The sequence below is a fragment of the Mucilaginibacter sp. P2_A5 genome, assembly GCF_056404995.1.
In genome coordinates this window covers 150,737-171,592 of sequence record NZ_JBFUCY010000016.1, presented here as the reverse complement: position 1 = coordinate 171,592, position 20,856 = coordinate 150,737, and the positions used below count along the sequence as shown (strand labels likewise).

Below are 20,856 nucleotides of genomic sequence, written 5' to 3'. Positions count from 1 at the left end.
CTAAAGTAAGCAAAAAAGCACGAACCAATAAGCGTATTATTACGTATTTTTAGTTTTTTGAAAGTATTTCGTGTTATAAGAAAAATAATATCGCTGTTGTGAAGCCGCAGGTATGCGGCACATTGATCTATATTTGATGCCGGTTTTTTGAGGTACGATTTGCTTCTGCTGCTTTACACAAAATGCCGCCAGATATTTGTGGTAACCGACTGAGATTACAGCGTCAAGATTGAAATACTCAACGAGATAAGTTTTCCCGTCACTGGCAGTTGTTGCATTTTTTGCAACAACTGAATCCCGTACTAATTCGCCTTCCTTAAAAATATTACTAAGGTGTCTTGATATGACGGATTTATCTCTTTCAAAAAGATTGGCCAATTGGTGAAGGGATAACCATAAGGTGTCGTTTTCCAGTATGACGTCTACAGTTAAACTACCGTCAACTGATTGATATATAATAATTTGATCCTGATTCATGGTGTTATTTTTTTTATTGTTATAGATTTCGTAATCACTGGCGAAATTTGCCCGCTACTATTTTTTAAATTGTGCAAAAAACGTTTGCACAATTGCGTTGAACAGCCAAATGCTTATTTGACCTTTTTTATATTATTTGAAGGTCCCTTGCGGACCGCGCGCCGTTTAGGCTCAGGTTCCAGTTTTTCCCGAAGTATGCTCATATCATCACCGATCTTTTTGAGGAGAACCCTGGCATAAATTTGCGTGGTAGCGATCTTCGTATGGCCCATCATCTTACTGACTGTCTCAATCGGAACATTATTAGAAAGTGTGATCGTGGTGGCGAAAGTATGGCGGGCTACACCGAAGGTCAGTACCTTTTTAATCTGGTTGATGATACCGATCTCTTTTAGATAGCTGTTCACCCGCTGATTAGAATAATTGGGAAACAGAGTGCCGGTAATCGCAGCACGGTCGTCATAACGGTAACGCTCCAATATTTTCAGCGCAGGGGATAATAAGGGAATATTAGTTGGCTCATTGCTCTTTTGTCTGAAAAGTTTGATCCATTGATTGCCATCTTCACCAGCGGTGATATTGCTTTCCTTTAAATTCATCAGGTCGATAAAAGACAGCCCGGTATAACAGCTGAATATGAACAGGTCGCGTACCACATTCAGCCGCTCCGCTGAAAACTCTTTGTTTTGAATAGCATTCAGTTCTGTTTGGTTGAGAAAAGCGGTCTCTACTTTCTTGTAACGGAACTTGTAATTCTTAAAAGGGTCTTTGGATATCCAGGTTAGCTTTAACGCCAGCGTGGTCATTTTACGCAGGCGGATCAGGTGTTTCATTACCCCATTATTATTAAGCGGCTTCTGGTGATCTTTCGGCTTATGATTACGGAGAAAGGTTTCGAAGTCAATGATGAATTTGTAGTCGATATCGTTAATGCGGATATCGGTTGTGTTACGCTTTTCTTTGAGGAATTTTTCCAGGTAGCGACGGGAAACCGCATAATGCTTGAGCGTACTCCAGGTTAACGCGGCAGAGGCCACTTCGTAATGATAGTCCATTAATTTGCTCAGGGAATACGTTTCCTCTGTTTCCTCGCCGAGGAACATAGCTTTAAGCAGTTGAGGGGTGACTTCCTTACCGGCGATCTGCAATTGCTGGTAGTAGGTCGTGATCGTGAATTTGACCTGCTCCAGGTACGCATTCGTTTCCTTTGCCTCGGGAACTTTGACCTTCAGCCCGCCTCGTCCCGCGTCCCAGTTTTCAACCTTTACATAATGTTTCAAAGCGAAACGAACCCGCTCTTTGTTGACGGTAACGGATGTGTAAACGTTGGTTACGCCATCCTTCGCCCTTTCTTTTTTGATGGTGAAATGCACACCAAATGACTGCGATGTTTTCATCTTTTAACAGTTTTTAAATGAATAAATGATTAATTACATCCCGAAATCGTTATTTTCAGGGGCCAGGAAAGGCAAAAGCGAAGTTGTATTTCCAGTCTTTTTGGATTCATTATGATCCTTATTTAAGGATATAACTATTTATAATACAATCATTTAACTCATTCTTGGCCCCTAAAAGTAAAAACTATATTCAGGGTGCCGGATTGGTGTTCCAAAGTGTGCATTCGTAAGGACTGAAAAGGATCGGAATAAAACAAAAAACCCTCTAAATCAGCGACTTAGAGGGTTTTAAGAAGCGGTTAAACTTCATTTTGTGCGCCCACCTGGGCTCGAACCAGGGACCAAAAGATTATGAGTCTTCTACTCTAACCGACTGAGCTATAGGCGCGGTTATTTGTGTTTATTTAACGGGTGCAATTTTACATATTTGCAGTCAATTTACAAAACCCTTTATGCAAAATATCAAAAATATCATCTTCGACTACGGTAACGTTATCTTTAATATCGATTTCAGGAAGGCCCAGCAAGGCTGGAACCAGTTGGGTATCAGTAATGCTGCAGAGTTTTTCGGTCATAAACAGCAGGACGAAATTTTTGATAAATTTGACAGGGGAGAGGTGTCCGCAGAAGAGTTTAGGAACTATATCAGGCAAAAATCGGGCAATCCAAGCCTTACTGACGATCAAATAAACGGCGCGTGGAATAGCATGTTGCTCGGAATTGAGCCAGGCAACCATGAACTACTGCTGGATTTGAAAACAAAATACCGCACGTTTTTATTGAGTAACATCAATGCAATTCACTATGATCACATCATGGCATACCTGAAAAAAGATTTTGGGTTTGATGGTAACGACCATCTTTTTGAAAAGGCATATTACTCACATCTCACGGGCAAGCGCAAGCCCGAAGCCAGGATCTTCCAGTTGGTACTGGACGAAAATAATCTTAACCCGGCCGAAACTTTGTTTATCGACGACAGCCCGCAGCATTTGGCCGGCGCCGAAAAACTGGGTATCCAAACACTTTTAATGACCAGGCCGGATACTATTCAGCAGTTTTTCAAAAGATCGGGCTTGTAAACCAAATGTACCGAAGATGAGTAAGGTGTTGTAAAATAAGTTCAACAATCAGTGCTTCGTGCATACCGTTTACCGATTTTAAAATACAGTGGCAACCAGTTAGTTCAAATACTGCCGCTGGTATTTATTCCTGTAATCAATAGGAGACAGGCCTGTAATACGCTTAAATGTGGTACGGAAAGCTTTATTATCGGTGTACCCAACGTTATACATCACCTCATTTACGTTATCGCGCGATGTTTCCAGGCTTACTTTGGCCGCTTCTATTTTTACCCGTTGAATGTATTCGGCTACTGTATTGGATGTTGCTTTCTTGAAGCGACGCTCCAGGTTTCGCCTGCCTAAGGCAAACATAGATGCCAACTGTTCAACGCTTATCTTTTCTGAATAATTTTTCTCAATAAATTCCTGGGCTTTCTTAATAGGATCGTCTGAATGATCTTTTTGCCCCTGGAAAATAATGAACGACGATTGGTTGGTACGTTCCATTTCGATGGCAAATACCTTTGAGCTTAAAATAGCCATATCCCGGCCGGCAAATTTCTCAATCAAATATAATAAGAGGTTGAGGTAGGAGAATGCCCCACCGCTGGAGTAAATGCCCTGTTCATCAGTAATGATTTTTTCAGTCACCAGATTTACATCCGGGAACATGGTACGGAACTGATTGGCAGCCATCCAATGGGTAGCACAGCTTTTACCTTTTAACAACCCTGTAGAAGCCAATAAAAAAGCCCCCATACACAAACTGGCAATTTCGGCGCCGTTTTTATATTGATCAATGATCCATGGAATAAATTCCTTATTATTTTCAATAGCACTTGTTATTTCGCCATCAAGTGCAGGGATAACGATCAGGTCGGTTTTTTTAACTTCCCTCATTAAAACATGAGCATTTACAGTAAAGCAACCACCGCTGATGGGCGTTTCAGCTTGCAGGCCAACCAGCTCAACTTTAAAAATTGGCTCTTTTCCCATCGATAAAAAAAATTGGTTTACCTGGGTAAATAACTGACGCGAGCCTTCCAGGCTACCTAAAATTGCCCCCTTTGGTATTAAGATAGATATGTGCTTCATATTTCAAAAATATAATAAAGCAATAACGCAAGCAACATTTAATGCAGGTTATTTACCGCCGGCATTTTTTATTGAATGTGCTTGTTAGTTAATTGTTTGAATGCAAATGATAAATGCTTTTTATACCTGCATTGTTGCTGCCTGCCCGTATATTACATACGGTTGTTTTGCCGTGCCTGGCTTAATGGCTAATACGATGACCGATTTTACTTCGCCTGATAATGGTACCCGCCACATATAAATTGGTGCCTTTTGGTTTCCTAAACATCTCAACCGTTAAGCTGCAGACTAAAAATAGTTTGGCATGGCCATGATTATAGTTTTAAGTCGTTATTCAATACAGAAGCCACTTGTTTGGCAGTGTATTGGCAGATTTTTTTTAAGATTTTTTGTCAGCAAGATAGGCTATTGTCATGTGTGCTGACAAATTGACAAAAAAAATATTAAAATGCTAAGGAGGCTAAAACGGGACTTATAAACCAATATTTTTCCTTTAAAATTCAAAATGAGGTCGAAATTTTCATTATAAATTGGCTTTTGGGGTTTGTTTTTTAATTTTTATTGTTCAACGTAGCCGTTTTTATGCAATGTCATGTTTTTATACCATAATCTTTTAGCTTTTTTCTGATCCGGAATTTTACAATTTAAAAACATGCCTTATTTTTTTCCTAATGAGAAAAGCATCTTTTTATTTTTCGATATGGCCCTTCAATTTTTATAAATTATAAAATACAGCAATTTTACTTTTGGGCTTTCCGCCCCCCCTAAAAACCGGAATAGTTTTATGGCATATTTTTAGCCGGTATCTGGACGGGAAACCGAAATGTTTATCACTTAGTTCCATACAAATTAGGGATTTATGTGATTGACAATATGCTTCCCACGGTGTTAATAAAATATATAAATCACTTAAAAAATAAAACTATGTTAATCGTATTAGAAGTTGCCGCATTTTTAGCCGTTATCGTGTTACCGTTAATCCCAGCTAAAAAAGTTGCGAAATAATAAGGTACCAAGCCCTATCAACAATTCAATCATCATTTAAAAAATTAAGATCATGTTAATCGTATTAGAAGTTGCCCTATTTTTAGCAGTTATCATTGTGCCTTTGATTCCAGCTAAAAAAGTTGCGAAATAATTAGAGGTTTACATTAAGTTGTAAATAAAAGATGGATAGCATTGAAGCTACCCATCTTTTTTATTTTATAGGCGGAGGTTTTCTATGCCGATTTAAATAGATATTAAGACAGTACACTTAAATGGTAATGCAGAATCTTTGCAATTCCAAATTTTAGTGGAAGTAATTCGTATTTTTGTCGACTGATCAAAATCGATGCAAAAGAAAAGCAAGCTTACGCTATATATATTTATAGCCCTTATCGCCGGTGTAGTAGTAGGTTATATTTACAACACCAATGTAATCAACAGTATTAACACCAATATAAGTGCCGCCGAGGCTCATATTAAAACCATCGATAAAAAGCTGCTTGCATCGGCAGATACCACAACCGAGGCTTTTAAAGTCCTAAAACTACAGAGAAAGGCCGAGGTAAAAATACAACAGGATAATAGCACCCTAAGAGAGGATAAACTGGAAGGCTTTAATATTTTAAGCAAGATTTTCCTGAATTTGATAAAAATGATTGTGGCACCATTGGTGTTTACCACATTGGTTGTTGGTGTGGCCAAGGTGGGCGATATTAAAGCAGTAGGCCGGATAGGCGGCAAAACGATGCTTTGGTTTGTTAGCGCTACATTAGTTTCTTTATTATTAGGAATGTTGCTGGTTAATTTATTTGAGCCAGGTAAAACCATGCACTTGCCCTTGCCTGATAGCCATTTAACCACTGGCATTAAAAAATCGGCATTGTCATTAACCGAATTTATAGGGCACGTGTTTCCCTCAAGCTTTATCAAATCGATGGCAGATAATGAGATTTTGCAGATTGTGGTGTTTTCGCTGTTTTTTGGCATAGCCACAGCGGCTGTAGGTGAGCAAGGTAAAATTGTTATTAAAGCCATGGATGCCATTGCCCATGTAATATTAAAAATAACCGGCTATGTGATGAAACTGGCCCCCGTTGCCGTGTTTGGCGCTATAACGGCTGTAATTGCAAAACAAGGGTTGGGGGTATTATCAACCTATGGAATTTTTATCGGTGAGTTTTACTTTTCGCTGATGCTGCTTTGGCTCATTATTATACTCGCAGGCTTTATTGTATTGCGCAAACCCGTTTTCAGGTTAATAAGTAGTATAAAAGATGCCATGCTGATCGCCTTCAGTACTTCAACCAGCGAAGCTGCTTACCCGAAAGTACTGTTAGAATTGGAGCGTTTTGGATGCAGTAATAAAATTGTGAGTTTCGTATTACCATTGGGCTATTCATTTAATTTGGATGGCAGCATGATGTATATGACATTTGCATCGTTGTTTTTGGCGCAATCGTATGATATACATCTATCGTTTGGGCATCAGTTGTCAATGTTATTAGTGCTGATGCTAACAAGCAAAGGAGTTGCCGGTGTGCCCAGGGCTTCACTCGTTGTTATTGCCGGAACATTATCGATGTTTAATATTCCTGAAGCCGGACTGTTTCTGCTGATAGGGATAGACCCGTTATTGGATATGGGCAGGTCGGCAACCAATGTGTTAGGTAACGCTATGGCGACGGCGGTGGTGAGTAAGTGGGAAGGAGAGCTTGATAGTTAGTGAATTAGCGAGTTAGTGAATTAGTGATTTTTTATTGATTTAAACAACGGCTTTTCGGTTAACATCAAAAATTATATTAAATGGCAAGTAGCGAAAATATTGATTTTGCAGAAGCATTTAGGAATCGTACAAAAAAGTTTGTCGTCGATAATGTTAAATTTTACAAAACTTTGCCAAAAACTGAGGAAGCTAAAATAATTGGAAAGCAATTACTTAGGTCTGCTTCTTCCGTTGGTGCAAACTATCGGGCCGCTTGTCGCGCTAGATCACAAGCTGAGTTTCATTCTAAACTTTCAATAGTAGTTGAAGAAGCTGATGAATCGGCATTTTGGATGGAGGTACTAATTGAAGCTCAGATAGTTAATAAGTCGGATCTGATATCATTATTAGACGAAGCCAATCAAATCCTTAAAATAGTATCTGCATCAAGAAAAACAGTTTCTACAAATCAAAAATGACAGGCAATTTATAATTCAAAAATCACTAATTCACTAACTCGCTAATTCACTAATTAAATGTCCAGTACTACCAAAAAAATATTTCTTATCTCCACAATCGTTATTCCGTTCCTATTATACTGTTTTTATTATTACGGTATGATGATCAAAAACGCGCCATACCGGTTTGCTGATTTTCAGTCGATCTCTATCCAGTATGGCGAGAAAGATTCGTTGGTTAACAAATTTAATTCAAGTACAGGCGACTATCAATACCTCAATAAGCGCGATTCGTTAGTTAAAACCCATATTAAACTAACCGAGAATGATTTGTTGTACCTGCATCACAAGGCAGCCGGCCTGGGTTTCTGGGATTTTCCATCAAACGAAAGGGGAGATACTGTTAAAGAAAAACCTGTGCGTTATATTATCGAGTTTAAATATAAAACCAAAACCAAGCGGGTTGTTTTTGATTCGAACTTTGCTGGCGACCCTAAATTGATAGATGCCAACAAGCAACTGATTAAGGAAATTGACCAGAGTTTAACAACAGCTGAAAGAAGGCTGAAAAAATAAACGGCGGTCATGTTGTTTATTAAATATCCAATTCCTATATTTGCACCTCGAATTTTAAAACAATAATTAACAAACATGTACGCAATAGTAAGTATAGCAGGACAGCAATTTAAGGTTGCAAAAGACCAGCAGATCTTTGTACACAGGTTACAAGGTGACGAGGGCGCTAGTATTGAATTTGACAGTGTATTGTTAGCAGAAAACGAAGGTTCATTCAAATTAGGTTCTGATTTGAAAGGCGCTAAAGTATCGGCTAAGATCTTGTCTCATTTAAAAGGTGATAAAGTAATCGTTTTCAAAAAGAAACGCAGAAAAGGCTACAAAAAGAAAAACGGTCACCGTCAACAATTTACCAAGATCGAGATCACTGGTATCACATTATAATTTAAAGTTTTAAACCGAGCCGATTTATCAGCTCATAAAAGATATAAACAATGGCACACAAAAAAGGGGCCGGTAGTTCCAGAAACGGCCGCGAGTCGCATAGCAAACGTTTAGGTATCAAAATTTTCGGTGGTCAGCCAGCAATTGCAGGTAACATCATCGTTCGTCAGCGTGGTACTAAACACAACCCAGGCGTTAACGTAGGTATCGGCAGAGATCATACTTTATTCGCTTTAGCCGAAGGTATTGTAGTTTTCCGCAAAAAAGCTGATAACCGTTCATACGTTTCAGTTGTTCCGGCTACAGAAGCAGTTGCCGAAGTAGCAGCAGCGCCAGCTGTAGTTGAGGCAACACCTGTTGCAGAAGAAGCTCCAAAAGCAAAAAAAACAGCAGCACCAAAAGCAAAGAAAGCTGATACTGAAGAAGCAGCAGCTGAGTAATTAGCAAAGCTTTATAGATATAAGAAAGCCCTGGTCAATTTGACCGGGGCTTTTTTGGTATGTAGAAGAATGAAGGCGATCATTCAATGATCAGTTTCTTCAAATAATAAGTATCCGGATCAACTATCGGCATAGTTTTACTTGTAACAGTTATACCCTTTTTATCTGTTGTATACCGTTTGGTAATGCCATCTACGTTAATATCCAAGGGTAGCGGCATATCAATGTTTTGAAGCTGAATGAGGTATTTATCGCCACGTTTTGCCGTTATATGAACCTCCAGTTTGTTGATGGAATAAATGTACAGATCGAACAAAGGTTTAAGATCACGATCGGCAGCTTTGCTAAAATATTCCTGCACATCTGCCGTAGTAACCAGGTTGCTGTAGGTGTATTTAGGGCTGGTTACAAAGCTTTTTATAGCAGGGAAGAAGATGGTATCGCCCATGATGTATCTTAGCGTATGCATAAAGAACGCGCCCTTGCCATAAATATCCCCATTATAAGCGGCTTCCTCGTCGATATCTTTTCCTATTACCAAAGGAATTTTGTTGCCAAATGAAAGTGCAGCTTGCTGGAAGTGTTTAATATAGGCTTGTTCGCCTTCCAAATCCCGTATGGGCATCGCGTCGCCAAAGGTGCAAATACCTTCGTGGATCCAGTAATCGGCCCAGTCTTTGGCGGTTACTTTGTTGCCCCACCATTCGTGGCCAAATTCATGGTGCATCAGCCAGTCAAAATCCTTTCCGCCAAGTTTACTATACCTGAATTTGTTGCCATAGGCGTTCATGGTTTGGTGCTCCATACCCAGGTGCGGAGTTTCGGCTATGCCTATTTTCTCTTTGGCCCATGGATACTCGCCAAAGTACTTTTCCTGTATGCGGATGGTTTGCTCGAAAATATCCAGGTGGCGGTTTGCCTTAGCGGCGTCCTCCTTCAATACATAAAACTGGATGGGTACAGTAGTTCCGTTAACGGTTTTATATGGCCTGCTTACTACGGTATAATCGCCGACATTAAACAAGATGCTGTAATTGTTGATGCTATAATTGGTTTTCCAATGATAAGTAGCTTTATCGCCGCTTTTGGTCACTTTTTGCAACAAGCCTGGGCCGGCAACTACCAGGTCTTTAGGTACGGTTATCATCATATCCACGCCGTCGTTCGGCTCATCGGAGGGATGATCTTTGCACGGGAAATACAATTTTCCGCCTGTCCCCTCGGCTGTAATGGCAACCCATGCATGGCCGGTTGAATCCTTTGTCCAGGTAAACCCATCATCCCATGGCGGGCGACGGGCAACATGAGGTTTGCCTCCATATATTACTTTAATGCTTGCCTTTCCGGCAGATAATTCTTTTGTTGTGTTTATAGTTATCAGGTTGTTTTGATAAGTGAATGGTTCCTTTTTTCCGTTTACCAAAACGTTGCTGATCTTTAAAGAGTCTAACAGGTCAAAAAGTAATACTTTGGTGGGTTGCGCCATGATTACATCAATAGTGGTGTAACCATCTATCGTTTTTTGAACTGGATCAACGCTTAACGAGATTGTATAATGGCGCACGTCCATAATGGCTTGCTCGGGTTTGAGTTTGCCGCCGGAGGTTAGTGTTTGGGCCTGCAATTGACTTGTTAGCATCAAAATCAGAGCAGCGGCGTAAAATATTTTCATGTGGGAATGGATATCAGTTTTCGCTTGTTTTAAAAGGGATTGCAACGGTATAACGCACCCTTACCGGGATATTTCGTTGTGTGCCCGGAAGCCATCTCGGGCTTTTAGCAACCAGTTTTAACGCTTCTTTATTTAAGGACACTGATAAACCCTTATCAACCAATTTTACCCCAGTCAAAGATCCATCCTTTTCAACTATAAAGGTTACAAGCACACGTCCTTCAAATCCCTCAGAATCGGCAGGCCACCTTAAGTTTTTGTTAATGTATGCCTCAAATTTAAAATAGCCACCAGGAAATTCAGGAGCCTTTTCGGCGTAGGCGTAAGTCGAGTCACTTAACTTTAAAACCTCATCGTCGGTAGTTGTCGGGCTCGCCTTATCAACTCTTAAAGCTTGAAAAACCTGGGCATTCGTTGTTAAAGCGCAAGTAAGAAAAAAAAATAACAGGTAAATGCTTTTCATACTTTAAATATAGTAATACTTCCTCGTTACCAAAAAAGTGGAACCTTCGCGGGCGTTTCCTCAATCTAAATATAATCAATACTCCCTCACCAGTAAATTATCGGCAAACTGTCTCAAGTATTGGCGGCGATCTTCTGATAGATTGATCTGATCCAGGGCGTTAAAAGCCATTTCTGCATAAGTTTGCATGGCATCCTCTGCATAATTTCTGATGTCCAGTCTGTTGTAAATAGCGGTTACGGCCGCTACCTTATCGGCGGCGGTAAATTCATCAAGCTTTAGCCATTTGTCGAGCTCAGTTGCCTGGTCGCCTTTGGCCAGTTCAAGCGCTTTTATCAGCAGGTATGTTTTTTTGTTAGATAGGATATCCCCGCCAACCTGTTTGCCAAATTTTTCCGGGTCGCCATATACATCCAGGATATCATCCTGTAACTGGAAAGCAATACCAAGGTTTACGCCAAAACTGTACAGCAATTGTGCATCGTTTAACGTGGCGCCGCCAATAATGGCACCTATTTTTAAAGTACCACCCAATAATACTGCGGTTTTAAGCCTTATCATGTCCAGGTATTCATCAATGAGTACATTGTTACGCTGCTCAAAGCTCATGTCAATTTGCTGGCCTTCGCATACGCCTGTGGCGGTTTCATTAAAAACGTCCATTACCCGGCGCAAAATAGCATCGTCAACTTTCATCATAAATTTGTTGGCCTCCACCATCATGGCATCGCCGGATAGTATGGCCACGTTGGCGTTCCATTTTTCGTGCACCGTAACTTTACCGCGGCGCAATGGGGCTTTATCCATAATGTCGTCATGCATCAGGGTAAAGTTGTGGAATACCTCAATGGCCAGCGCTGGTTCTATGGCGCTTTCCACATCGCCGCCAAATAAGTCGCAGGCCATCAGCAACAGGGCAGGGCGCAACCGTTTGCCGCCCAATGCAAGTATGTAACTTATAGGTTCGTAAAGATCGGTAGGATAAGCTGGAAAAGTAAGTTCGTCTACAGCTTTGCTTACCAAAGCATGTAGTTCTGTAAGTTGTTTCATCTTTGTAGTTAACGGATGATTAAGTTGATTGAGTTGGATTAAGTTGATTGAGTTAAAAATTCAACCACTCACCTAATCAACCCAATCAACCACTCACCTAAAATATCAATCCTGTACTAACGAAAAATCAATTTGTTTCTTGGTCAAATCAACGTTTTTAACCCTGATTTTTACTTCATCACCCAACTGGTAAATTTTCTTTTTCCGCTGGCCGATGATGCAATAATTTTTCTCGTCCAAAGTATAAAAATCATCGGATATATCACGCAGGCGTATCATACCTTCACATTTATTTTCAATGATCTCCACATACATTCCCCATTCGGTAACGCCCGAAATAATGCCTGTAAATATATTGCCAACTTGGTCGCGCAGGTATTCGGCCTGTTTGTATTTAACCGACGAGCGTTCGGCATCGGCGGCCTTTTTCTCCATTTGCGAACTGTGTGTGCACAACTTCTCGTAATGCTCGGCATTGGTTGATTGGCCGCCGTTTAAATAATGGAACAGCAGGCGGTGCACCATCACATCGGGGTACCGGCGGATAGGAGAGGTAAAGTGTGTATAATGGTCAAATGCCAGGCCATAGTGGCTGCTGGCTTTTGTGGTATAAATAGCCTTAGCCATTGATCTGATAGCCAGCTGTGTAAGTACATTTTGTTCTTTTTTGCCTTCCACATCTTCCATCAGGAAATTTAACGACTTGGCCGTTTCTTTATCTGATTTAGTGTTTATCTTATAACCAAACCTGGCAGCAAATTGCGCAAAATTAGCCAGCGCCTCTGGTTTAGGTGAGTCATGCGCGCGATAAACAAAGGTATATTTGTGTTTTCCTTTGCCCATTTTACTTACATGCTCGGCAACTTTACGGTTAGCCAAAAGCATAAAATCTTCGATCAGTTTATGGGCGTCCTTGCGTTCTTTTACGTAAACACCAATGGGTTTCCCCGCTTCGTCGAGTTTAAATTTAACCTCGGTAGTTTCGAAGCTGATGGCGCCATTTTTAAATTTACGGTCGCGCAGTTTGTAGGCCAGTGCGTTTAGTTTGAGGATCTCGTCTTTAAAATCGCCTTCTTTGTTTTCTATTACTTCCTGAACTTCTTCATAAGTAAAGCGCCTGTCGGAGTAGATGATGGTTTTGCCGTACCATTCGGTTTGGATAAATGCATTCTCGTCAAGTTCAAACACTGCCGAAAAACATAGTTTTTCTTCTTTAGGGCGCAACGAACACAAACCGTTTGAAAGGCGTTCCGGTAACATCGGGATAACCCTATCAACCAGGTAAACCGAGGTAGCACGATCTAATGCCTCTTTATCAAGGGCAGAATCCGGAACGATATAATGCGATACATCGGCAATATGTACACCAACTTCGTAATTGCCATTTTCAAGTATTTTGAACGATAGGGCGTCATCAAAATCCTTAGCATCAAATGGGTCAATCGTAAACGTAGTAATGTCCCTGAAATCCCTTCTGCGGGCAATTTCCTCTTTGGTAATCACATCAGATATTTCTTCCGATTCGTGCTCAACCTCTTTGGGGAAGGATAGCGGAAAACCATATTCGGCAAGGATGGCATTCATCTCGGTGTCATTCTCTCCCTGTGCACCCAAAATGTGTTTTATCCTGCCTATCGGATTTTTGGCTTCCGCCGGCCAGTCGGTAATTTCGGCAACCGCTTTTATTCCATTTTTAGCGCCATTGAGCTCACTCATCGGGATAAAAATATCGTGCATCATCTTACGGTCATCCGGGATAAAAAATGCAAAACGCTCAGATAGTTTTACAATTCCGGTAAACTCCATTTTGGCGCGCTGCAGTATTTCAATAATCTCACCTTCTTTACGTTTACCTTTGCTTATAGCATATACGTAAACTTTAACACGGTCGCCGTGCAATGCATTGCGGAGTTTGCGCGGGGCAACAAAAATGTCGCTTTCCAGTTCATCATCGGTAACTATAAATGCCGATCCGTCATTCGTCAGATCGACCCTGCCTTCCATAAATGTTTTTAACTCAAGGAGTTGAAATTTGCCCGGCGAAACTTCTTTTAGTACCGATTTAAAAGCCTCATCTTTTAGAATATCAAATATAATTTCGCGCGATTCGGGATCGCGGACGTTTAATTTTGCAGAAACCTGTTTATAATTTAGCGGCGTATTGCCATTTTGTTCAAATACATCAAGTACCATTTGGGTAAGTACCTGTACTATAGATGAGTTATTTTTCTTTTTTTTAGACATACAAAAGTATTTGCGCTAAGATACGGAATTTTGGTATTTAGGGAGGGAGACATGAAATGAAGTAATTGGCGATTTATATCTGGTAGGGATCGGTGCAGGATAGGGGCGTCACCTTGTTAAAATCGCTTAAGTTTCTTGTAAGCAGCGTCAAATTATTAGTTATAGCAGTAGCCGCAATGATGGCGTCAGGAAGTTTCAGACGATACATTTTCCTAATCTCTATTGATTTTAGTATGATATTTTCTGATAAATCAAAAACTATCGAAGCGTTTATGAAACTATTTAAGAAGCTTATTTGGGCGTCAGTTGCACTTCGCCAAACCAATAGTTCTATTCTGGATATTACTGACAGTTTGATTTCGATATCGTCAATTAAATTAATTGATTTCTGCGGTAGTTTGTTTTCAAGATAATCAATTATTGTATTGGTGTCCGCTAAATATCGTTGTTCCATTCGTTGCGGACTTCTTTTAAATGATTTTTAAAGTCTTTATATTGCTCGTCTGTCAAGTTCAATTTTCCTCTAAAATCAGACGGCTTTTTCTTTTGAGGGACTTCTTCTATGTTCAACTCATCAATGGCATATATTAGCACCTCTACCTTGCGACCAACGTAGCTTTCCGGTATATGGATTGAAGGGTCTTGGTTTTCAGGAGTTATTACTGTGCGTATCATATAAGTTACTTATCAAGATATTTACAATTCGTAAATAAAATGCCACTAATTGTATGAAATACTTACGATGTGTCACAAATTTAGACAATTTGTTCATACAATCGATTTATCTATTGAAATAATTTACCCCTGCGGAATCGACGCTATTAAATTCCTGGTGTACTCCTCCTTTGGCCTGTAATAAATATCATCCGGATAGCCCGTTTCAATAATCTCGCCTTTATTCATCACCATCATCCTGTCGGATATATGTTTAATAACGGCAAGGTCATGCGAGATGAAAATGTAAGTCAGCTTAAATTCCTGCTGTAATTCACGGATCAGGTTAAGCACCTGTGCCTGTACAGACACATCAAGTGCCGAAACTGATTCGTCGCAAATGATAAACTTAGGCTGTAGCGCCAGCGCCCTGGCTATTACTATACGCTGCCTTTGCCCTCCCGAAAACTCATGTGGATAACGGTTAAAATGTTCGGGCAGCAGGTTTACCCTTTCCAATAATTCAAGCACATGTTTTTTGCGCTGAGTGTTATTGGCATAAAACTGGTGCACCTGCAAGGGCTCTAATATGGATTGCCCAACGGTTAATTGGGGGTTTAAGGAGGAGTAAGGGTCCTGGAAAATGATTTGGATATTACGGCGCACCTCGCGCAGGTCAGTCTTTCTTAAGCTCCGCAAATCGGTGTTTTGAAAACTGATATTGCCCGCAGTGGGTTCGATCAGCCTTAAAATGGTACGACCCAGCGTTGTTTTTCCGCAGCCCGACTCGCCAACCAGGCCAAGCGTTTCGCCGGGGTAAACCTCGAAACTTACATTATTAACCGCTTTAACCACCTTTTTTGACATGCCTAATAAACCGGTACTAACCGGGAACCAGGTAGAAAGCTGATCGATCTTTAATAAGGGCTGTTGCTTATATAATTCAGTTCTTCTTGCTTCAATTTCACTTTCAGGATAATGATACAATGTCCGGATGTTTTCGATAGTTACCGACGATTTATTTTGGATATTATCTGCATTAAAAAAATCGGCAACTATCGGCAGTTTCTTTAGATGTTGATTGGGTGATGGCCTGCATGCCAATAGGCCTTTAGTGTATGGATGGCTGGGATGATTGAATAGATCTATTGTATTGGCCTCCTCAACAATTTCACCTTTATACATCACCATTACCCGGTCGGCAATTTCTTTAATAACCCCCAGGTCATGCGAAATAAAAATCAGGCTCATCTGGCGCGCTTTTTTAAGGCAAAGCAGTAATTCTATGATGGTTTTCTGCACGGTTACGTCAAGCGCGGTAGTTGGCTCGTCGGCTATTAATATCTCCGGATTGCAGGATAGGGCCATCGCTATCATTACCCTTTGTTTTTGTCCACCCGAAATTTGATGCGGATAGCTATCAAAAATCGCTTCCGGGCGGGGGAGCTGTACCTCGTTAAAAAGTTCGATGGTTTTCTTTTTTGCTTCGACTTTGCCTAATCCCAAATGTAGCCTAATAGCTTCTGCGAGTTGAAAACCGCAGGTAAGCACCGGGTTAAGGGATGTCATAGGCTCCTGGAAAATCATAGCCATGCGGTTGCCCCTGATGTGGCGCATATCAGCCTCGGATAGTTTGCACAAACTAACATCGTTTAAAAGTACCTCCCCGGTAATAACGGTTTTATCCGCATCCAACAACCGCATCAAAGCAAGTGAGGTAACTGATTTACCCGAACCGGATTCGCCTACAATCCCAATAGTTTCGCCTTTTTGTAAATTAAAGGAAATGTTTTTTACTGCTTTAAATAAGCCATCTCCTGTTTTAAAACCAACCTCCAGATTTTTTACTTTCAGCATTATTGGCCAACTATGGTTATCATTTCGTCTTTTATTAAATCTTCGCCACGATAACGCCTTATCAGTTGGGCGGTAGCAACTACATCTTTTTGGCAATAAGTGCAAATCCGGTCAAGCTGGTTTTCGTTCCAGTAAACGTGTCCCACCATGCTGCCGTCAATGTCGTCTTTTGGGGTAGGGATATCAAAAATGGCGGTGAGCAGGTTTAATGACGTGTAATTTTTATAATCACCAAATTTCCATAACTCCATGGTGTCCAGATGGATAATTTCCCAGGGCTTTTTACCTGCCAGTTGTAGCTGGGGCGGAAAAGGAAGCCCGTTTATCAATAAACGTCGACATATATAGGGATAGTCAAACTCTTTACCGTTATGTGCTACCAGGACCAGGTTAGCAGGCTGGCTAAACAACAAAGCCGAAAAGTTGATGAGCAATTCTTTTTCATTATGCCCCGCGAACGACTTTACCCGCAAACCTATATTTTCTTTTCCCTTAGTGAAAACCCCGACAGATATACATACTATCTTACCAAATTCGGCCCAGATACCGGCGCGTTGGTAATATTCTTCGGGCGTTTCATCTTTACGCTGATATTGTGTTTTTAAGTCCCAGAGCTTTTTGAAATGCTCGGGCACTTCATCATGTGTACCATATTGGGGTACCGTTTCAATATCGATTACCAATAAATTATGCAGGTCGTACTGCTCAAGCATCGTGTATTAATTTTATGGAGCAATATAATGAATGTTTTAGTTTGATAGGTTTTACGTGGTATGTTTTAAGTTATACGTTTGTAATATTACCAATTGGCGCCAAACTCATTTGCCGCAAATCATCAACATTTTATATTTCTTGGAATAGTACTTTGAAAATTATTTCGCAGAAATAATTTTCACTCACAACTCACAACTCACAACTCACAACTCACAACTCACAACTCACAACTCACAACTCACAACTCACAACTCACAACTCACAACTCACAACTCACTTACTCAATATTTCAAACCTCACGTTAACAGTGTTGCCATTGCCATCAACCAGGGTAAGTATGTGCTTGCCTGGCGGCGGATTTAAAGCCATCTGGTGGAAATCTTTGGTAGTACCGATATACTGATCATCCAGGTGCCAAAATATTTTCATGCCCGGCAGGCGATGTGCGGCGTTACAAATCATCCGGCCGCGGGTACCATCAGCTTCAAGGGGGATGTATATTTTTGCGCCATCTTTGGGGTAAATTACCTCCATGGTATTACCGTTTTCGGTTTGGGAGCAGTCTGCCCGAAACGGCGGAAGCACATGGTACTGATAATTTCGGGATTTATAATAATACTCCATAGATGGCGGCAGCACAAACCATTTTTTATTGAGTATCTGATCTGGTGGTTCGCAATTACCATTTACCTGGTATTGTCCATCGGCGGATAGATGAATAAGCTGGTGATAAGGGCAAACAGGCGCCCTTAAGCCGGTTTTAGGAACCAGCACCTGGTCAATATCCTGGCAGTATTGGCCGGTACGATAGCCGCTTTGCCTGCAAACGTCAATTTTTACCATTTCGCCGATTGGCATTTCAAACCAATCTTTTGATGCAGGCAATAATCTAAAAATCTCGAACAGGGCAGGGGCAGCGGTATTGATACCTGTTAAACCCGGTCTGCCTTCGCCATCGGTGTTCCCTACCCAAACGCCTACCACATACCTTGGGGTTACGCCAATGGCCCAGCCATCCCTGAAACCAAAGCTTGTTCCCGTTTTCCAGGCTACGCGCTGGCTCGAGCTGAATTGCTGCCATAACATTTCTTCGCCTGGCCTCATTACTTCTTCCATGGCCTGGAAAGTGCTATAGATAGAAGCGGCATCAAGCAGGCCAGATTTTTCCAGATCGGGCCTCGTGGCATCTTGTTTATTATAAACAGGGCTATGAAAATCGGCAGGATCGTAATTGCCGTCGTATTTATTATAATGATTAAGCACCCTGGCCATGTCCGCATAAGCGCCGGTAAGTTCCCAAAGCGTGTTTTCGCCGCCACCCAGTATCAACGATAGTCCGTAATGATTTGCCGGTTTGGTTAAGGTTGTGATACCCATTTTATGCAAAAAGTCGTAAAACTTTTCGAATTTATACTGTTGCAGTAATTTTACGGCTGGTATGTTCAGTGATCTTGCCAAAGCCTTTGAGGCAGGTACCGCGCCATCATACCCCATATCAAAGTTCTCCGGATGATAGCCTGCAATCAATGTGGGTACATCGGGCAGTAAACTGTTGGGCAATATTAACCCGTTATGTATTGCCGAGGCATATAGCAGTGGCTTCAAGGTACTGCCGGGGCTGCGCGGCGCGTCAATTACATCTACATCGCTTTCCATTTGCGGGTCTTCATGATGGGTGATGTTACCTGCATAGGCCAACGTTTCACCCGTTTCAACATCCAGCACTATAGCGGCAATATTGTTAATGTCATTAGCCTTTAATACCTGGTGGTGGTGCTCCAATACATCATTAACCTGCTGTTGCAGTGCCGAACGAACACTTGTACGGATACGGGTATCGCCCGCTGGCCTGGCGGCGTAGTCATTTTTAAAACGTTGCAGCAGGTGTGGTGCAAGGGAAGGCAGGGGTATTGGCCTTTCGGGCACGGGTTCTAACTGCGCCAAAGCGGCAGTTGTACTATCAATAACACCCTGTTTATAAAGCTTGTTAAGCAACCTGTTTCGTTTGTTAAGTAAGGTTTGCCGGTTCCTGCCGGGGTGTACCAAAGATGGGGCATTGGGCAGTACTGCCATGGTTGCCATTTCGCCCCATGAAAGTTTATCGGGGCTGCGGCCGAAATAGCGCCAGGAGGCGGCATCAAGGCCAATAACATTGGTGCCGAATGGGGCATTGCTGGCGTAAAGGGCAAGTATCTGGTTTTTATTGTGTGTAAGCTCCAGCCGGAGCGCCATGAAAATTTCTAATAACTTATTCCAAATGTTGCGTTTGTGTTTGGTAGCCAGCCTTATAACCTGCATAGTAAGTGTGCTGCCGCCGCTGGTTATTTTTTTTGAGCTCAGGTTTTGTTTGATGGCGCGTCCAAAAGCCAGGGCATCAAAACCGGGATGGTGTTCAAAGCGTTTATCCTCAAAGGCAATGATACACTGTTTGAACTTTTCCGGTACGCTATCATTATACGGAAAACGCCACTGGCCATCTTTTGCTATAGATGCGCCCAATAATTGGCCCTGGCTATCGTCAATTACATAGGATGTAGGACTTTTAAATAGAGGTTTTGGCAAACAAAACCAAAACAACACGGTTAAAACGAACAGGAATACGAGCAGAAATATTACTTTTGGTTTTTTTAAGTAAATTTTTATCCGTTTTAATACAGTTTGCATTAAATAATATTTTCAATAAAGATATAACTAAGCTTTATATCACTACCATATCCGAAACCGGATTTTTTGATAAACAACGATAATGGGCATACAAAAACTTTCAATTATTATCCCGGCTTATAACGAAGGTAACACCATACATTTAATTTTGGATAAAATTAAAGCGGTTAACCTGACTAATGATGTCCAAAAAGAAATTATTATTGTAAACGACTGTTCAACAGACCATACCGAGCTTGCCATTAGTTCCTACCAACAATCCAACCCGGATGTAAATATCCAGTATTTTAAACACGAGGTAAATAAAGGCAAAGGTGCGGCCCTGCACACCGGCATATCAAAAGCAACGGGCGAATATCTTATTATACAAGATGCTGATTTAGAGTATGATCCGGCTGAATATAACGACTTGCTGAAACCAGTAGTCAACGGTTTTGCCGATGTTGTTTACGGCTCCAGGTTTATGGGGAGCAATCCGCACCGCATTTTGTTTTTCTGGCATACCATAGGCAACAGGTGGCTCACTTTTGCATCAAATATGTTTAGCAACCTTAACCTTACGGATATGGAAACCTGTTATAAACTGTTTGATACCAGGTTGATACAGGCCATCCCCCTTACCGAAAAACGCTTTGGGTTTGAGCCGGAGGTTACCATCAAAATATCCAGGGTTCCCAAAATCCGGATTTATGAAGTGGGGATTTCTTACTATGGCCGGACCTACGAAGAAGGTAAAAAAATAGGTTGGAAGGACGGCGTGAGGGCTATATACTGTATACTAAAATACGGGCTGTTTAAAAGTAAATAGCTTTAAAAAAGTAGCAGTAAACCACACAAATCATACATTTTTTGACAAGTTTATTTCAAAGAAGTGCAACTTTTATGCAGTTTTAGCAAACAACCCTTATCCGGCTTTTTTTAATCAATTTTAATGCTGCCGGTTTGTTAAAAAATCATC

At 41.1% G+C, this 20,856-nt stretch carries 20 protein-coding genes and 1 tRNA gene; 8 read left to right on the top strand and 13 right to left on the bottom strand.

Features of this window, described 5'->3' with window-relative positions; translation table 11 throughout:
- Positions 1-39: 39 nt before the first annotated feature.
- The 3 genes from AC1DXF_RS15935 to AC1DXF_RS15925 form a co-directional block, all read right to left on the bottom strand.
- Complete coding sequence (locus AC1DXF_RS15935) at positions 40-477, bottom strand: virulence RhuM family protein (protein ID WP_477449713.1); 438 nt, start codon at positions 475-477, stop codon at positions 40-42.
- A 113-nt stretch (positions 478-590) separates the two neighbouring features.
- Positions 591-1,874: a site-specific integrase gene (locus AC1DXF_RS15930; RefSeq protein WP_477449712.1), complete on the bottom strand. Its 1,284-nt coding sequence runs from the start codon at positions 1,872-1,874 to the stop codon at positions 591-593.
- A gap of 314 nt (positions 1,875-2,188) precedes the next feature.
- Positions 2,189-2,262, bottom strand: a tRNA-Ile gene (locus tag AC1DXF_RS15925).
- A 64-nt stretch (positions 2,263-2,326) separates the two neighbouring features.
- On the opposite strand from AC1DXF_RS15925, the gene AC1DXF_RS15920 reads away from it, so the two are divergent.
- Positions 2,327-2,956 (top strand): HAD family hydrolase, encoded by a 630-nt coding sequence (locus AC1DXF_RS15920; RefSeq protein ID WP_477449711.1) that lies wholly within the window; start codon positions 2,327-2,329, stop codon positions 2,954-2,956.
- 99 nt (positions 2,957-3,055) lie between these two features.
- Here AC1DXF_RS15920 and AC1DXF_RS15915 read toward each other — a convergent pair whose 3' ends face one another.
- Positions 3,056-4,033, bottom strand: a complete 978-nt coding sequence (locus AC1DXF_RS15915) for a GlxA family transcriptional regulator (protein WP_477449710.1) — start codon at positions 4,031-4,033, stop codon at positions 3,056-3,058.
- A gap of 100 nt (positions 4,034-4,133) precedes the next feature.
- On the opposite strand from AC1DXF_RS15915, the gene AC1DXF_RS15910 reads away from it, so the two are divergent.
- The 6 genes from AC1DXF_RS15910 to rpmA all read left to right on the top strand — a co-directional run bounded on the left by AC1DXF_RS15910 (position 4,134) and on the right by rpmA (position 8,580).
- Positions 4,134-4,274 (top strand): hypothetical protein, encoded by a 141-nt coding sequence (locus AC1DXF_RS15910; RefSeq protein ID WP_477449709.1) that lies wholly within the window; start codon positions 4,134-4,136, stop codon positions 4,272-4,274.
- Between the two features lie 1,092 nt (positions 4,275-5,366).
- Positions 5,367-6,743, top strand: coding sequence for a dicarboxylate/amino acid:cation symporter (locus AC1DXF_RS15905; RefSeq protein ID WP_477449708.1), 1,377 nt, complete (start codon positions 5,367-5,369; stop codon positions 6,741-6,743).
- An 80-nt stretch (positions 6,744-6,823) separates the two neighbouring features.
- Positions 6,824-7,201 (top strand): four helix bundle protein, encoded by a 378-nt coding sequence (locus AC1DXF_RS15900; protein WP_477449707.1) that lies wholly within the window; start codon positions 6,824-6,826, stop codon positions 7,199-7,201.
- A 138-nt stretch (positions 7,202-7,339) separates the two neighbouring features.
- Entirely contained in the window at positions 7,340-7,756 is a 417-nt protein-coding gene (locus AC1DXF_RS15895; RefSeq protein WP_477449706.1) for a hypothetical protein, read from the top strand.
- 75 nt (positions 7,757-7,831) lie between these two features.
- Positions 7,832-8,140 (top strand): 50S ribosomal protein L21, encoded by a 309-nt coding sequence (rplU, locus tag AC1DXF_RS15890; RefSeq protein WP_090650782.1) that lies wholly within the window; start codon positions 7,832-7,834, stop codon positions 8,138-8,140.
- Positions 8,141-8,190: 50 nt separating this feature from the next.
- Positions 8,191-8,580 (top strand): 50S ribosomal protein L27, encoded by a 390-nt coding sequence (rpmA, locus tag AC1DXF_RS15885; protein WP_477449705.1) that lies wholly within the window; start codon positions 8,191-8,193, stop codon positions 8,578-8,580.
- A gap of 79 nt (positions 8,581-8,659) precedes the next feature.
- On the opposite strand, the gene AC1DXF_RS15880 is transcribed toward rpmA, so the two are convergent.
- The 9 genes from AC1DXF_RS15880 to pbpC all read right to left on the bottom strand — a co-directional run bounded on the left by AC1DXF_RS15880 (position 8,660) and on the right by pbpC (position 19,898).
- Positions 8,660-10,252, bottom strand: coding sequence for a M1 family metallopeptidase (locus AC1DXF_RS15880; RefSeq protein WP_477449704.1), 1,593 nt, complete (start codon positions 10,250-10,252; stop codon positions 8,660-8,662).
- A 13-nt stretch (positions 10,253-10,265) separates the two neighbouring features.
- Entirely contained in the window at positions 10,266-10,715 is a 450-nt protein-coding gene (locus AC1DXF_RS15875) for an energy transducer TonB (protein WP_477449703.1), read from the bottom strand.
- Between the two features lie 75 nt (positions 10,716-10,790).
- Positions 10,791-11,765 (bottom strand): polyprenyl synthetase family protein, encoded by a 975-nt coding sequence (locus AC1DXF_RS15870; protein ID WP_477449702.1) that lies wholly within the window; start codon positions 11,763-11,765, stop codon positions 10,791-10,793.
- Between the two features lie 105 nt (positions 11,766-11,870).
- On the bottom strand, positions 11,871-14,009 hold the full coding sequence (rnr, locus tag AC1DXF_RS15865; RefSeq protein WP_477449701.1) for a ribonuclease R: 2,139 nt from the start codon (positions 14,007-14,009) through the stop codon (positions 11,871-11,873).
- A gap of 73 nt (positions 14,010-14,082) precedes the next feature.
- On the bottom strand, positions 14,083-14,463 hold the full coding sequence (locus AC1DXF_RS15860) for a type II toxin-antitoxin system VapC family toxin (RefSeq protein ID WP_477449700.1): 381 nt from the start codon (positions 14,461-14,463) through the stop codon (positions 14,083-14,085).
- A complete protein-coding gene (locus AC1DXF_RS15855; protein WP_477449699.1) occupies positions 14,445-14,684 on the bottom strand; it encodes a hypothetical protein in 240 nt (79 codons plus the stop codon). Before AC1DXF_RS15855 ends, AC1DXF_RS15860 begins: the two co-directional genes overlap by 19 nt.
- Positions 14,685-14,807: 123 nt before the next feature.
- Positions 14,808-16,520 (bottom strand): ABC transporter ATP-binding protein, encoded by a 1,713-nt coding sequence (locus tag AC1DXF_RS15850; protein ID WP_477449698.1) that lies wholly within the window; start codon positions 16,518-16,520, stop codon positions 14,808-14,810.
- Positions 16,520-17,233 (bottom strand): 3'-5' exonuclease, encoded by a 714-nt coding sequence (locus AC1DXF_RS15845; RefSeq protein WP_477449697.1) that lies wholly within the window; start codon positions 17,231-17,233, stop codon positions 16,520-16,522. The genes AC1DXF_RS15850 and AC1DXF_RS15845 overlap by 1 nt, the downstream gene beginning before the upstream one ends.
- 274 nt (positions 17,234-17,507) lie before the next feature.
- The gene (gene pbpC / locus AC1DXF_RS15840) at positions 17,508-19,898 is read right to left on the bottom strand and encodes a penicillin-binding protein 1C (RefSeq protein ID WP_477449696.1); all 2,391 of its coding nucleotides are present in this window, start codon (positions 19,896-19,898) and stop codon (positions 17,508-17,510) included.
- An 82-nt stretch (positions 19,899-19,980) separates the two neighbouring features.
- On the opposite strand from pbpC, the gene AC1DXF_RS15835 reads away from it, so the two are divergent.
- Entirely contained in the window at positions 19,981-20,706 is a 726-nt protein-coding gene (locus AC1DXF_RS15835) for a glycosyltransferase family 2 protein (RefSeq protein WP_477449695.1), read from the top strand.
- The last annotated feature ends 150 nt before the right edge of the window (positions 20,707-20,856 follow it).